At 57.8% G+C, this 16092-nt stretch carries 7 protein-coding genes; 1 reads left to right on the plus strand and 6 read right to left on the minus strand.

Going from position 1 to position 16092, the window contains the following annotated elements; all coding sequences use genetic code 11:
* Positions 1-375 precede the first annotated feature (375 nt).
* Positions 376-1281, minus strand: coding sequence for a 4-hydroxy-tetrahydrodipicolinate synthase (gene dapA, locus BBPC_RS07225; RefSeq protein WP_033524364.1), 906 nt, complete (start codon positions 1279-1281; stop codon positions 376-378).
* A 487-nt stretch (positions 1282-1768) separates the two neighbouring features.
* Positions 1769-4738: a heavy metal translocating P-type ATPase gene (locus BBPC_RS07230; RefSeq protein WP_033524363.1), complete on the minus strand. Its 2970-nt coding sequence runs from the start codon at positions 4736-4738 to the stop codon at positions 1769-1771.
* Positions 4739-4922: 184 nt separating this feature from the next.
* Between BBPC_RS07230 and BBPC_RS07235 the strand changes: the two genes are divergently transcribed.
* Positions 4923-5246 (plus strand): metal-sensitive transcriptional regulator, encoded by a 324-nt coding sequence (locus BBPC_RS07235; RefSeq protein ID WP_004221365.1) that lies wholly within the window; start codon positions 4923-4925, stop codon positions 5244-5246.
* 173 nt (positions 5247-5419) lie between these two features.
* Here the strand turns inward: BBPC_RS07235 and dapB are convergent, their stop codons facing one another.
* The 4 genes from dapB to BBPC_RS07255 all read right to left on the minus strand — a co-directional run bounded on the left by dapB (position 5420) and on the right by BBPC_RS07255 (position 16086).
* Positions 5420-6172, minus strand: coding sequence for a 4-hydroxy-tetrahydrodipicolinate reductase (dapB, locus tag BBPC_RS07240; protein ID WP_022245622.1), 753 nt, complete (start codon positions 6170-6172; stop codon positions 5420-5422).
* A gap of 86 nt (positions 6173-6258) precedes the next feature.
* A complete protein-coding gene (locus BBPC_RS07245; RefSeq protein ID WP_004221360.1) occupies positions 6259-7635 on the minus strand; it encodes an MFS transporter in 1377 nt (458 codons plus the stop codon).
* Between the two features lie 148 nt (positions 7636-7783).
* Entirely contained in the window at positions 7784-11917 is a 4134-nt protein-coding gene (locus BBPC_RS07250; RefSeq protein WP_004221358.1) for an ATP-dependent DNA helicase, read from the minus strand.
* Entirely contained in the window at positions 11914-16086 is a 4173-nt protein-coding gene (locus tag BBPC_RS07255; protein WP_004221356.1) for a PD-(D/E)XK nuclease family protein, read from the minus strand. Before BBPC_RS07255 ends, BBPC_RS07250 begins: the two co-directional genes overlap by 4 nt.
* Between the last annotated feature and the right edge of the window lie 6 nt (positions 16087-16092).

The raw sequence follows: 16092 nt of genomic DNA on the forward strand, positions 1-16092 counted from the left end.
CGCCCGCACGATTGCCACGGCCACCGCCACGGCCAGAAGACTTCGCCTTCTTGGAAGTCGTTTCAGCCTTGCTGACCTTCTCAGAGCTCACAGACTTCACGGATTGCACATCCGCGGTCTGCGTGTTTTCAGTGCGCTTGGCAGCTTTGCTGCCGCGCTTGTGCGTAGTTACTGTTTTGGTTTCTTCTATAGCCATTTCCTAGTTGGATTTCTATTACTAATTGTCTCCGCCTGTGCGGAAACGAGGAATTCAGTTAGTTTGCCGTATTACGGCAAACCCAGCAAACTTGTGATCGCAACAATGCCCGGAATCAGCGCAATCGCCGACAATCAAGCGCTTCGCAATCACAAGTTTCGCAATCACAAGTTCTTCAATTACAGCAAGCCGGAAGCGCGCATGCCATCTTCCGCGCGCTTGATCTCAGCCTCGCCCGGACCGACGTTCGGCAGACGCATCGTCGTGGAGTCGAGAATGCCACGCACCTTCAGCGAAGCCTTGGCCATAACAGCCTGGAAACCGTTGCCGTTCATTGCTTCGACCAGTGGAGCAAGCTGCACGGCAATGCGCTGAGCCCCATGAATGTCACCGCGGTCGAATGCGGCAGCCAAATCGCGCATCGGACCGGAAGCAGCATGTGCGATCACGGAAATAATGCCGACTGCACCAACCGAAAGGAACGGCAGGAACAGACCGTCATCGCCCGAATACCAAGTCAAACCGGTTTCCATACGCTTACGCACGGCACCCGCGATATCTCCGGTGGCGTCCTTCACCGCCTTGACGTGACCAAGCTCAGCCAAACGACGGTAGGTTTCCAACTGAATGTGCAGACCGGTGCGGCCAGGCACATCGTAAACGATAATCGGCTTGTCCGCGGAATCATTGACCGCCTTGTAGTGACGGAACACGCCTTCCTGCGACGGGCGCGAATAGTACGGAGCGACCACAAGCACCGCATCGGCGCCCGCCTCCTGAGTCTGCTCCACCATGCGCACGGTGTGGGCGGTATCGTTGGAACCCGCACCGGAGATAACGGGCACGCTCACCACATCCTTGACGGCCTGAACCAGCTCGACCTTCTCCTCCATGTGGGTGGTGGGAGACTCGCCCGTGGTGCCATTGACCACAAGGCCATCGGCGCCATCGGCGACAAGCTGCTTCGCAAGCTTCTGCGCGGCCTCGAAATCAACGGAACCGTCGGCCTTCATGGGGGTGACCATGGCCGGAAGAATACGTCCGAAAGGAGCAGGATCAAGAAGATGCATAGTACCGTCAGTCATAGTGCCAACGGTACTTCCCGCCACGGACGCCGAAGCGCCCGAGTTCGCGACCATATCGCAATATGAACTGCCTTCCAGAGACCAAAATCCCCCACCCGCTGGAACAATCCTCCCGTTGCCGAGCCTCCCAGAGTCCCGAAACCTCCAGTCACTGGAACAATCGGTACGCTAAACAACCCCTCACATTCCCAAAACCTCCACCCGCTGGAACAATCCTCCCGTCAACCAGCCTCCCAGAGACCCAAAACCTCCAGTCACTGGAACAATCCTCCCGCTGCCAAGCCTCCCACAGTCCAAAATCCCCCAGCAAGTGGAAGAATCGGTACGCTTAGCCGCATACTCAGGGGGATTCAAGCCAAATGACTTCACGATTTTGATCTGGTGACCGCACGATTTCGGAATATCGCACGATTTTGCTTTCCTGACCGCACAACACTCCAAAACAGTGCGATCACCAAGAGGGAAAAGTGCGCCCACCAAAACAAACTCAGGCAAGGTATTGGGTGGGGTTCTGCTCGAACTTGGCGGCGCAGCCCGGGTTGCAGAAGTAGTAGGTGGTGCCGTTGTATTCGCGGGTTGCTGCGGCAGTGGCCGGATCCACGCTCATGCCGCAGACCGGATCTTTGGCGGGCGCGCTCTGATTGCCGTTGGCAGTGCGGCCGCCACAGCAGGAGTGCGCGCCGCCCATGCCTTCCATACCCTCGTGCATACCTTCCTTCTTGGCCTTGTGATCACTGAACAGTCCCATGATGAATCCTTTCTGACTATGGTTGTTGTGATTATTATCGTTCGGGTTCGGCTGACGAACCTGATACGTCTTACGAAGCGCCTTGCCTGGATCGAACAGGCGCAGTCGGCTCGCGTTCGTCACCACGCATAGCGACGAGAATGCCATGGCCGCGCCCGCGATCATCGGATTAAGCATCATGCCGGTGAACGGGTACAGTACGCCCGCCGCAATGGAAATGCCGACGCTGTTATAGCCGAGCGCAAATCCAAGATTTTGCGCGATATTGCGCATGGTGGCGCGGGTCAAGTCGAGCGCATGCACCAAACCCATCAGCGAGCCATTCATCAATGTCACGTCTGCGGATTGGATCGCCACATCAGTGCCGGTACCGATGGCGAATCCCACATTCGCGCGGGCAAGCGCCGGAGCATCGTTGATACCATCGCCGACCATTGCCACCGTATAGCCTTGCGCCTGCAGTTTCGCGATTTCATCCGCCTTGTTTTCCGGGCGCACTCCCGCGATCACATTGCCAACGCCAACTTGATCGGCCACGGCACGCGCCGTCGTTCCATTATCTCCAGTGAGCATCACCACGTTGACGCCACGCGATTTGAGGGACGCGATAGCCTGCTGCGAATCGGCTTTCACCGTATCCGCAACGGCCACGATTCCCGCAAGCTCACCGTCGATTGCTGCGAGCATCGGCGTTTTCCCTTCCGCCGACAGCCGTTCCATAGTTGCGATAATGTCGTCAAGATCCTCATCGCCGACGCTCGGCATGCCCACGTCAAGATCGTCGATCAGATCGGTATTGCCGACCGCAACGTTGTACATTGCGGTTTCGGGAGAAGATATGGATGATTCGAAGGTCACGGAAGATGCAGAGGATTCGTCAGCTGCAACAGTCGGATTATTTGCAGATATTAACGGCAACGCGACTTGCGCAGTGACGCCCCGACCGGAAATCGCACGGAATTGCGTGGCCTCGCCTAACGTAAGATGCTCCTCTTGCGCGCCCGCAACGATCGCGGCGGCAAGAGGATGTTCGGAATCCCGTTCGGCACTGGCGGTAATTGCCAGCAGATCATCCGGCATTTTGCGCCATTTTCCAAGCGGAAACACGTCGGTCAACGATGGCTTTCCAGCGGTGATCGTGCCTGTTTTGTCAAGCACGACGGCATTGATTTTGCCGCAGGTTTCCAATGCTTCGGCGGAACGGATCAGCACGCCCATCTGCGCGGCACGACCAGTCGAAACCGTTACGGAAAGCGGCGTGGCAAGACCCAACGCGCACGGGCATGCGATCAGCAGCACCGAAACCGCAGCCACCAACGCATGCACCACGCGTGGTTCCGGCCCAAACGCAAACCACAACGCGCACGACCACACGGCAATCAGCACCACAATCGGCACGAAAATGCCTGAAATCTTATCCGCCATGCGCTGCACCGGCGCTTTTGAACTTTGCGCGGATTGCACCAATCCGATAATCTGCGCGAGCACCGTGTCTTTGCCGACTTTCGTGGCACGATACCGCAGCGATCCAGTGCCATTGATGGTGGCGCCGGTCACGGAACCGCCGGCCTGCTTCACCACAAGCATGGATTCGCCGGTAATCATGGATTCGTCAACAGCCGACGAACCAGCAATAACCACACCGTCAACAGGAAGTTGTTCGCCGGGGCGAATCGCAATAATATCTCCGACCGCCACCTGCTCGACCGGAATTTCCTCTTCAATTTCACCTCGTACCACGCGAGCGTTTTTCGGCTGCAATCCCGCCAACGCGCGCATGGCCTCTCCAGTACCGACACGAGCGCGCGCTTCAAGCAATTGGCCGACCAGCATCAGCGTAATAACCACACCAACCGCTTCAAAATACGGTTCGCGAGCATTCTCAGGCAGAATCTGCGGAATAAACGTGACCACGCACGAGTGGGCAAACGCACATACGGTACCCAGACTGACCAGCGCATTCATTTCCGGCGAACGGTGAATAATCGCCGCGAAACCACTGCGGAAAATCGGTAATGCGGCATAGCACATCACCGGCAGCATCAGCACAAATTGCACCCAATTCGGCATCGGATACAGCATCAACATCGTCGAACCGAATACTGGAATCGTAACGATGGCTGACACAATAAGACGCGCAATCAGCGTTCGCATCTCACGAGATTCGGAAGAATCGTTTGACGAATCAGAAGAATCTGAAGAAATATTGGAAGATTCAGCGGATTCATACGATTTTTCATCAACAACAGTTTGTTGCGATTGCATATGAACGTGAGATTCAGCAATATTCGAGTTTTCTTCCGATTCCGAATGTTCTTCCTGCATTGCGGCATGATGTTTTCCTGGCACCACCCGTAATGTGCCATGCAGCATGTTCATGCCGCATGCGAAACCGTACTCCCCCGGTTCGTTAGGATGAAGAGTCAATGTCGTCGTACGAAAAGCAGGCAATGCCAGGTCGATGCCAAAATCGGAGAACACCACATGCGACGAGCATTCGCCATCTTCTTTTCGATCGAAGATCAATCGCAATGGCAAACCGGCCTCAGCTTCGATGATTGCCGGACTATACCCGCCTTTGACTTCGACGACCGCCTCTTGCACGCCGTTGTCGACGCGGGCGCGGAACGCTTTGCGCGGCGCGAAAAAGAACCACAAAACTGCTACCGTCACAGCCAATGCGACGATGATGGCGATCAGAGCCTGCATGTTTTCACCGGTTTCCATGTTGCATTCGTTTTCGATTCGGACAGTCACACTATATACCCCGGTAGGGTATATTAGCAAGAAATAGGAGTACATTTATGCGGTAGGTATATACGCAACCAGCGAAAGTCGGCGGACCGAAACGCCGAATTGACGCGAACCACGCACACGCAGAGAGGCGAGGAACATGGCGGAGCAAATGCAAAACGATCAACATTACGTAACCACGCAGCATGGGTATGCCGACGATCAAAAGAAAATCATCACACGGCTCAACCGCATCGAAGGACAAGTGCGAGGAATTCGCCAAATGACGGAAAAAGGCGAATATTGCATCGATATTCTGACACAGATTTCAGCGGTGAACAGCGCTCTCAAATCGGTGGCGTTGCTGCTGGTCGACGACCATCTCAGTCACTGCGTCAAGCAGGCCGCAGCACAGGGAGGCCCGGTTTCCGACGAAAAAATCGCCGAAGCGAGCGCAGCCATCGCACGACTTGTCAAATCATGAGAAAGCGAATCATAGGAAAAGAAATGCCGGTTCCGACGATTCAATACAATTGATGCACGTTTTGAAAATATAAAAACGAGCGCCCACCATGCGGTGGAACGCCCGAATAGGGAACAACAGGCCGAGTCTACCCGACCTTGCCAACCTGTTTGCCGAATCGCGGATTCACCGATTTACAGGTCGAGGAAGTTGTCGAGGCCGACGGTCACGCCTGGGTATGCGCCGGTGGAGACCTTGCGTACGGCCAGCAGCACGCCCGGCATGAAGGAGATGCGGTCGAAGCTGTCGGCACGAATGGTCAGCTGCTCGCCGTCATTACCGAACAGGGCCTCCTCATGGGCGTTAAGACCGCGCAGACGTACGGCGTGCACGTGAATGCCGTCAACCACCTGGCCACGGGAGCCGCCATCGGTTTCGGTGGCATCCGGCACAGGGCCAAGACCTGCGGCCTTGCGGGCTGCGGCGATGCCCTGCGCGGTGTGGAATGCGGTGCCGGACGGAGCATCCACCTTGTTCGGGTGATGCAGCTCGATCACTTCAGCGGATTCGAAGTACGGAGCCGCAACCTTGGCGAAATAGTCGGCGAGCACGGCGGAAATGGCGAAATTCGGCGCAATGAACACACTCTGGCCCTCGCGAGGCGCGGCAGCGAGCGCGGCACGCACCTGATCGAGCTTCTCGTCGGTCCAGCCGGTGGTACCCACCACCACGTCGACACCTTGCGCCACGAGTGCGAGCACATTGTCAAGAGACACGCTCGGCACGGTGAACTCCACCACCACGTCAGTGTTGCCGGGGGTGATTTGGGTGAGGTCGTCGCCGGCGTCAAGCGCGAGCGCCAATTCGGTGTCGGCCGCGTTGTTCACGGCATCGACCACATGGGAACCCATACGTCCTTTGGCGCCAACTACAGAAACCTTGATCATTGCAGCTCCTTCAAGCATGTCGCACGTACGAGCGTACGAACAGCATTTCAAATCAGTCTCACTCATTCTACTGAGGAATGTTCCATTTACGAATGTAAAGAGACGCTTCGACGCGTCACCGCCCAGCCGATCAAGGCGAACGGAATCGAAGCGAGCACGAAAATCCATGGCAGCATCAGGCTTATGTCTGGGCTGAAATGGTCGAGCATGATTCCCGTGGTCATCGAACCGAATGACGCGCCGATGGTTCCCGCGGTGCTCACCCACGCGAGGCCTTCGGTCAGCGATTCTTCCGGCACGGTCTCCTTCATAACGAGATTGCCCGAAGCGAACACCGACGAAACGGTAAGACCCGTAAGGATTTCAAACACTCCCATCATAATCAGATTGCCTTGGCACATGTGAATGATGAAGAAGCCTACCGTTATGATCGCGAGGAACGTGATCATATGGCGCCAGCGGGAGCCCTTCAGCTCGCGCGTGCCGAAAACCAGCGCGCCTATGCACGAGCCGACCGCCAACATCGCAAGCTGCACACCAAGCAGGGAATCAAGATGCAACGCTTTCATAACGGCCGTCATCGACGTATCGAATGCGGTGAAACTCATGTTGAACACGATGAATACCATCAAAAGCGGAATCACGCCCGCATAGGTGAGCACATTGCGTTTCTTGCGATTGTCATTCGACTTCAACTGCGCGACGGTCAGTTTGTCTTGTTGTTTGTCTTGTTGCACGGAATTTGCGCCGCCATTATTTCCAGTATTGCCGTCAACCGCCAATCGCACGTCCGCATCGTCGGAAGATGCCGAAACAACAGTGATTTCACGTACTACCGGCGGTTGCGTGTCACGCAATGCGAAGAACACCGTGCCGCCGATCGCGCACGCAATCGTCGGCACAAACAACTGCGAAACGGGATGCACGGAAGCCGCCAGGAACGCGGCCAGAATCGGTCCGAAAATGAATACGATCTCATCGATGGCGGATTCCAATGCATACGCAGTGTTCAGCAATGAGCCGTTGCCGGTACGGTCAAGCACATACGTCCAACGGGTACGCACAAGCGCGCCGAACGAGAATTGCGTGAGCCCCATCACCACAGCCAAGGCGAACAGCAGTGGAATCGGCACGCGCACCAATGCCGCGAACGCAAAGCCAAGCATGGCGATGATTTGCACGACAAGCACTACCGATCCGACCTTGCGCTGGCCGAATCGGTCGAACAGTCGTGCGTACAGTGGCGTGACCGCCGCCGTGGAAAGCACATATGCCGCGCTCATCACGCCTGCGATCGTCCAATTGTCATACAAATGGTTGAGTGCGAGGATAATGCCAAGGCTCATCATCGACATCGGCAGTCGCGCCAAGGCTCCGGAAGCACAGAACGCTTTGGTTCCCGGAATGGAGAACAGTACGGAATATGGCGACTTCGGGATTTCGGTTGCGCTGGTGGCAGCCATGATTATCGCTCCTTAACTTTCGTTGCGTCCGGCACGTGTGCCCGCCCACACATGCTGCACGAGGGTAGCGGCGCTCCTCCACAACGCTGCCCATAGTGCGTTACCCTACGGGCAGGCTGGAAAGCGCCGCACGTTCGGCGCACCAGCACTAGTCGTTGTCGGATTGTTCCGGAATTCCGTAGCTCAACTCGGCAAGGATCTCTTCTTCTGTTTTGTCGGCGGCATTGAGCTGTCGATCGCCCTCAATGGGTTCACTCAGATAGTAGAGGCAGGCGTCGATAGCGGTGAGCGGTACGCCCTCCATTGCCGACAGCAAGATACGATACATATCCAACTGTGCTAATTTTTTCTGAATTTCCTCTTTTTTGCGAGGTTTTTTTCCAGTTTTCCAATCGACAATAGTATATTGTTTCGACCGATCCGCCCCATCGAGACCCCCGAAGAACACCGCGTCGAGCTTGCCGTTGACGATGGTGCCCAATTGCGGCACGTTGACGACGATTTGCCGTTCCGCCCACGCGGGCTTGCGCCGTGCCCATGTCGACGTTGCGAGACGCTGTTGCCAATCGAATATCCCGTTATTGTCTGCCCCATTATCGTCTTGATTGTCTTGCGATTGCGCCGCATTGTTGCGTCGCAGCTCGGCAAGCATCGCCAATCGCGATTCAGCTACGCGAGTACCGCCATTGCCGCTCGCGCCAACGCCAATGCCGGCATCATTCGCATCGGCCATGATGAACCGTTCCGCCCAAGCATGGAACTGCGTGCCCAGTTGCGCGGCCGGAGACGCTACGTTCGGTATCGGACGCACCAGCCCACGCCAGTAAGTGCGGGCGCCACGCTCGTCCATCATGCCTGCGCGCGCCTGCAGCGAGGTGACGTTCTGACGACCGGACGCAAGAATCCTCTCGCCCTTCGCACGCACCGCGCTGTCGAACGCATCCTGCGACGCCTCTCCAAGCATGTCAGGCATGAGATTGCTGTCGGCCACCAGCAATTGCGCGCATCGCAGCAGCGAAGCACCCGTATTTTCGCAACGCCCAGCACCTTCGCCACCGACAGGCTCGCCAACTTGCCCGCCGGCCCGTTCGCCAGCCCGCCCATCAGTCTGCCCGCCAGCATTGTTCATCGCCGAATCCACCTGCAACGCAGACAAACGCAACGTCTGCAGGGTCTCATCGCTCAACTCGCACGGCCATGGCAGGAACTGGTTGCCTTCCGACGGCTCGAGCGGCGCATTCCAAGCGTCGCCGACCACCGCATCTTCAAAATCGCGGGCATGCTCGCCCACAAAAAATCCATCCGGCAACGGCGCATCGATCGAATGCAGACTGGTCATGCCGTTTTCGGAGGAATCGACATCCTCAACTTCCGCAATATCGGCCAGGTTGCTCGGCTCAGCCGCTCTGGAAACGATATTGAGCATGGAATCGCGCACTTCCACTAGGAAATTCGACGGTTTGGACACACGTTTGCGATCGCCCACGGCACGCGGATCACGGCTTTCCGCATTCGTTGCGCTGCAGGTGAGCAGCGCCTCATGACGGGCGCGAGTCAACGCCACATACGCGAGGCGACGCTCGTCGGCATGCAACCGACGGCCATACTCCTCGATTTGCGTCAAATACAGTCCGTCCGGATCAATACCTTCCATGTCATCGACGCTCATATTCCGCAAGGTGCCGAACACTTCGTCGTCAATGATTTCCGCATCCTCCAGCATTTCCAACGCTTCCAACGGATTTCCACCCACAAGCGCGTCATGGGGGAATCGCGGCAGAATATCGGCGTCCACACGCACCGGAACCGGCACCGCAGCAGGATCGGTCAGCCACGTTTTGGCGGTCTCATGATATTCGGGCGGCGTCCACACGCCATCCTGGAAACCGTTGAGATGCTCTTCATCAACGACCACACGCAGATCGCTGCCCTTGTTGGTGGGGAATCCGCCATCGGTCATGCCGACCACGGCCACGGCATCCCATTCAAGGCCCTTCGACTGGTGTACGGTCATCAGCACCACGTCGACAGGCACATCGGGAGCCACCGCGTGCTCCTCGCGTGCGTCGCGCAGCGAATCCGCCCATGAGATGAACGCGCGCAGGCTCGGCGTTCCCTGCGACGCGATCTCCTGCATATACGTGTCGACGAGCTTCAGCAACGCATCGATCGGCGATTTGGCGAGCGCCACCCGGGATGCGGCGAGCGTGGCATCGGCCTGACCGCCGCGCATATGCTCGGCCAGCTGCATGTCGATATCGAGATTCAATGCGACGATGGCCTCACGAACCACTTCCGGCAACGGGTGGCCAAGCATGCGCTGCACCTGACGGATCGCATCCGCGGCGCGAAGCACTTCCTTCGTCCCCTCACGACTCACCCTGCCGTCAATGAGTTCCGCGAGATCGTCACGCAACATGAGGTCCACAAGGAAAACCGCATTCGGCACTTGATCTCGATATTCACGTACGATGGCACGGATTTCAGCATCGGAAGGACCCGACTTGGGAGTTACTCCATAAATTCCCAGATTTTCCGGTTTTTCTTCCTTGTTGGATTGCTCCTGCACGATTCCAGCTGAAACAAGCGCACGATACCGGCACATCGTGTTCACCTGTTCCGCGGTATCGGCGAGCGCCTGCAGATCGTTGGCGCTGATGGAGAATCGCGGCGTGGCCAGCAATCGCATAAGCGCCGCACTGTCGGTATGATCGCTGACGACGCGTAGCAAAGCGAACACGTCCTGCACCGCCGGGCGTTCCAGCAACGCCGACCGCCCCACTACCAGCGTGGTCAGGCCTGCGCGTTCGAGCGCTTCCGCGAATTGCGACATGATTCCTTTGGAACGGAACAGCACCGCCACGTGCGGACGATTGTCTTTCATGCCATTGTCGAGGTCGCGCGAGGAAGGCGTGTGCAGGGCGATCGCATGTTTGGCGAAGCGCACGACCGCGTCGACCTCCTGCCCGAACGTGTCGAACGCAAGCACGCCCACCGTTCCTTCGGGGGCTTCGTCGGTATTGACGAGCGCCGGAACGTCGACTTCGCGCATCAGCGAGCTGCTGAGGCGTCTGGCAGGCAAGCGGAGCGGTTTGGTGAGATTGTTCGCCGCTTCGAGCACCATGCGTGAGTTGCGCCGCGTCACGGTCAATGCGAATGGCCTGCTGGTGGCGTCCATGCCGAAATCGTGTTGCAGCATGCGGAATGCGCCAGGACTCGCCCCTCGCCATGCGTAGATCGATTGGAAGGGGTCGCCGACCGCGCTGACCGCGCTGCGATGCGTGTCGTCAGCGTGGAACAGCGCGCTCAGCAGTGCCGCCTGCGTGGTGGACGTGTCTTGGTATTCGTCGAGGAGCACATGCGAATAGCGTTTGCGGTAGGCCGCTCCGATGGACGGGAATCGGGAGACAAGCTGGAATGCCGCGATGGTGAAATCGCTGAATTCCGCCATATTGCAGGCGCGTTTTTCGGCATGATAGTCAAGCACAAGATCGAGCAGCAGGTCGCGTTGCTTGGCGACGAATGCGAGTTGCGCGCTGTTGAACACGCACATGTCGTGCCCGAGTTCGCGGTATTTCTCCAGTTTCTTTTCGTAGTCCGCGTCGGAATCCTTTTTCAGTCGTTTCGGCAGCTTTGGCGATTTCGGCTCTTCCGTTGGCACGGTTTCGCCGTCAAGCGCCTTGGCGATCTGTTCGACGAACGCCTCATCCCAGTCGCGCACGCGTTGCACGGCTTCGTCGAAGCTGGTGCAGTCGCCGCCGATCATGGCGCCGGAAATGGCGTTGGACAGGGCGAACACGTTGCCCGCTATGGTGTTGAACGATTTCAGATCGCCGTCGAACGCCATAAGATCATCCATATGCCTGTCAAGCACGGTGTGGATGAGCTGCATGGCACCTGCTTCGCTCAATGGCTGCGTGTTCTGGTCAAAGCCGACAAGCAGTCCATATTGGCGCACGATGGATTGGAAGAAAGCGTCGTACGTGGAGACTTCCGGTTTGAGGAACGTCATGTTCGCTGATTTCAGGCCGCGTTCGCGCTGGTCGCGAGTCACGGCCGCAGACACTCGAGACAATAGTTCCGAGGCCGCTTTGCGCGTGAAGGTCAGTCCGAGGATCTTTTCGGGGCTCACCCCCTGTTCGATCAGCGTGATGATGCGTCTGGTCATCGTGTAGGTTTTGCCGGATCCAGCGCCGGCCACCACCACCACATCCGCATACGAGGGCGCTTGGACGACGGCAGCCTGCTCAGGACTGTCGGTGAACTTCATGGTTCCGCTCATGCCGTTCTCCTTTCGAATACGGTGTTCTGTTCGCCCGCACAGGCCGGGCAGATCGTAGTGTTTCTGCAGTATCTCACATGTTCCGTCGTCGGTCTTGCGGTGATTTCGTTCGCCCTGCTGGCCGCGGCCGCATAGAAGACCCTCGCGATCATGGTGAGGGACCATACCGCCATCGTGCCGCGTAAGCCAAGGAACTCATTCCAATGCTCGTCGCTCACTTCCAACGGAGGAAGCATGTCATCGAGTCCGTCGTGGAAATCCTTGTCGAGTTTTTTGACGTAATAGCGCGGTATGAATTCGCCGGTATTGAGACTTCCATTGGCGAACAGCGCCTGCTGCATATGCGATTCGGCGGCGGTGTCGCCATACGGCGCAGGGTATGCGTGCTTGGCTACATGGAATAGCGCGCTTTGCGTGATGTTCGGCGCGTTCGCCACCGCCTGCGCCCCGCGCATGCCGCTTTCCTCGGGGAATACGAGTCCCAGCTGATAGCAGACGAGCTGCAGATCGTTGAACAGGCCTTCGCCGGTCGGACTGACACCGGTTTTGTAGTCGATCAGACGCACCTGCTGCGTGCCATCCGCCATTTCACGCCGTTCCAAACGGTCGATCCTGCCGGTCAAACGCACGGTGAGATACTCGCTCATGCCGGTTTCCGGCCATCCTCCGACCAACGCTCCCATAATGGCGATCAATTCGTTCCGTGAAATCGCGTGAACGCCGTCCATCGCATTGTAGGCGTCGAGAATATCGTCGAAATCGAATTTTGCGGTAAATTTCAGCTCAGGTTCGGCTTTCGTAAGTTTTCCAACGCTGAATGCATCATTATTTTTAATCGGATAATCACCATGATTCGATTGCACGAAATACGTGGCGATGTTACGCAACGCCTCCTGCGCCTGCTCATCTTTCTTCAACGCCTGATACCGTTGCGCGGGATCGGCAATGGCGTTGAAATCGCCGCATAGACGCTTGTATTCGGCATACATCCATTCGGTGATCGCATTGATATTGTCCACGTCGCTGATGGCGGTATGGTGTTCCGGCATATCAAGTCCGGCTTCGGTGGCCTGTTGCGCCACCTTGTGGATCAGCGAGCCGAAACTCGTGGCGACGCTGCCCATGCGCGGGCCGGAGAAGCGGTTTTCCAACATCCAACACACCGGGCACGCCCACAGATTGTCTACCGCAGAAGGAGACAAAGTCACCACGTCGGATCGCCGCGATTTACCGTTTCGGCCCGACGTCGAGCTTTCCGACGTGTCGCTCATGCCCGTCCGCATGACGGCCGCGATCTTCCGCATGGTGGCCTCGACCGTCTCCCCCATAAACGGCCAACGGTCAGGGTCGGCCGCCGTAACACCATGCGAAGCCAGCAATGCCAACGCTTCCGCGGCATCACGCGCCTTCGGGCTGTCCTCAGGTTCCGACGCAAGCACGCTTCGGGCGGCCGCGACCAGACCACGGGGATCGGTTTCCAGCCCCGCGTAATCGCCTTGGCCGCCGACCGACGCATATTCTCGCCGTTCCATATCGGCGTCGCGATCGCGGTCGAAGCACTCCGGCATATATCCGTATAGAAAATCCGAAGGCACATTGTCGTCATTCAGCACGGCGCTCACCACCACACGCTCGCTGGCACGGGTCAACGCCACCAACAGGCTCTTCTGCTCGGAGGCGAGCACCGACGCCAGTTGCGCGTCCTGCCTGCCCGCCGGAGTGACGATCGTGTCGGACAATACGCCGTGCAGCATCACATCGGCCAGTTCCTCACCGCCGAACAACGTGTTGCGTGGTGTGAGATTCGGCCACTGCCCCTGCTGCAAAGCCGGCAGAAAAACCAGATTCCAGCGCTTTCCCGCCGCTCCTGCGGGAGTCGTCAGGGTCACCGCCTGATCAATGGGCGCGGTATGCGCCAGCGAATCCGCCTCAATGGTCAGCAAACGCACCTGTTCGATGAACGCCTCGATGGTGTGTACCGCGAATTCCCCGCTTGACTCGCCGCCTGAAGCATAGTTGAACAAACGCATCGCCGCGTCAAGCCGATCATTCGCGGCACGGCCGGCAGCCGAATGCTCCAGCGCCACACGCTGCCAGACTTCCGCCTTGCCGCAGGCCCTCCATGCGCAATCCAACACATATTGCGGTTCACGCGAAACCAGTTTGGCTTCCGACTCGCATGTTTTGTCAAGAACCTTCCACAATGATGCGAACGCCTTGATCTGCGGATCCGCGCCCAGCACGGAGGCGATCGCATCGACCACGCGATCGGTATTGCCCTCCATAAGAAGCACGTACAGCGCTTCCATACTCAGCGCGAAATCGCCTTCATGCTCGTCTTCATGCTCACTATCATGCTCGCCATCGGCGCGAATCGCATGATAGTCCGTCATATAATCGCGCCAGTCTTCCATCAAACGAGGGAGCAACGCCTGTTGTTCGACGGCAGCGTCCGCCGCATCCTCATCATCTTCGAAATCATCTTCAAAGTAATCTTCGAAATCATCTTCGTCGTATTCTTCGGCAGCATCCTCATCATGGTTCGCAGCCTTGCTTTCCACAATCGAAGCGAGCGAAACCAACGCGTTCATCGCGGATTCGATGGATGCGAGACGGGCCGGACGCCCCTCATGCCGTTGATCACCACCGACCGTAATCAGCGGAGATCCCATAATCAGCGCCACGCGCGAACGAATATAGGATCCGGCGGTCTGCAGGTCCATGGTCGAAGCCGCGATCGTCTGGTTTTTCAATTCGGCCAACTCGATCAACGCGAACAGACCCTGCACGAACGGCTCATCCTTCAACGGCCGGGTCACGCTGGAATAGCGCACGGGAACGCCGTCAGCGCGCAACCGCTCGCCGAATGCGCGCACGGTGGCATTGTCGTGCGCGATCACGGCCATGTCGTTCCATACACGGGAACGTTGCAAATGCTCAGTTTTGATCTTCCACACCACGTCGTCGAGCTCTTCGGAAGAGGAACGGTACAAGGCCGTTTCCACACTGCCGTCGGCCGGCGTGACACGAGCGCCCGTATCGTCGGCCGGCAACGTTTCGATGGGCATCGCGCCTGGCATATCGCTCATTTTGCCGGGACGATCGGGCAGAGGCACGTCCGTCGACTCCGTGCTTGCGATCGACAGGCTCACTCGCGTCGCGACAAGCGTGCGATAGTCGCCATGCACGCCTTGCTGGTTCGACACGGTTTGCGCGGTATCGCCTTCGTGCGCCGTTTGCAGACCTTCGATGCGTTCAAGCCTCGCTCCCATGCGCGTCTGCGCCTGGTTGAACAGATATTCCGGATATGATCCTCGGAACGTCTGCACGGCTTCGTCGGGATTGCCAACCAACAGCAGGCGCACCCCGCGTTCATGCAGGGCTTCAAGCAGTGCGAAACCAGCCAACGTCGTATCTTGAAAATCGTCGACGATCAGCATGTTCGCAATATCGGCTTCCTGTATGCCAGACACGGCTTCGGTGGCGTCGATCATCAGCTGCGACGCGTCGAGACGATATTCGCCAGGATAAGACGAACGGATCGCCTCATTGTATTCCTCACGCAAGGCGAAGGCGAGACGCCATTGAGTGCGCAGGCGTTCGCGACGTTCGTCAAGCATGCCGTCCCTGCTGGCCGCACGGGCGATCAGCATGTCTTCGAACTGCGGTTTCGCGCCAATCTCGTTCATGCGTGCGAGCATGTCGCGCAATTGGTTGGCGAATGCGTCGGTGGAATCGTCGGCCACCAGTCCTGACCATTCGGAAACCGCGAAATAGGTGCGCAGCAGATCGCAGGTGGCGCAATCGTCGCCATGTTGCCTATGCTCCACATGCGAAGCTAGTACCTTGCGGATGATCACATCCTGTTCCGCACCGTTCAACAGTTTCGGCAACGGTTCGCCTTGACTTGATCTCACGGCCGTCAGCAGACGGAATGCGACGGCAGGCAACGTAGTGACCGGTCGCGCCTGCGACACGGCCGACAATTCGCGGATCGCCCGATCGCCCAACGCATCGGCGATCTGCCTGCCAGACACCGTCATCACGGCATTCCCGTCACCATACCGCCTCATTGCGGCAACCAGCATGCCCAGCGCAAACTCGGTTTTTCCACTGCTCGGCGCGCCCGCAACCAACGTGACGCGGTCAAGGTCTTCCAAATTCATCATGCCTCC

The sequence above is a fragment of the Bifidobacterium pseudocatenulatum DSM 20438 = JCM 1200 = LMG 10505 genome, assembly GCF_001025215.1.
Taxonomy (GTDB): Bacteria; Actinomycetota; Actinomycetes; order Actinomycetales; family Bifidobacteriaceae; genus Bifidobacterium; species Bifidobacterium pseudocatenulatum.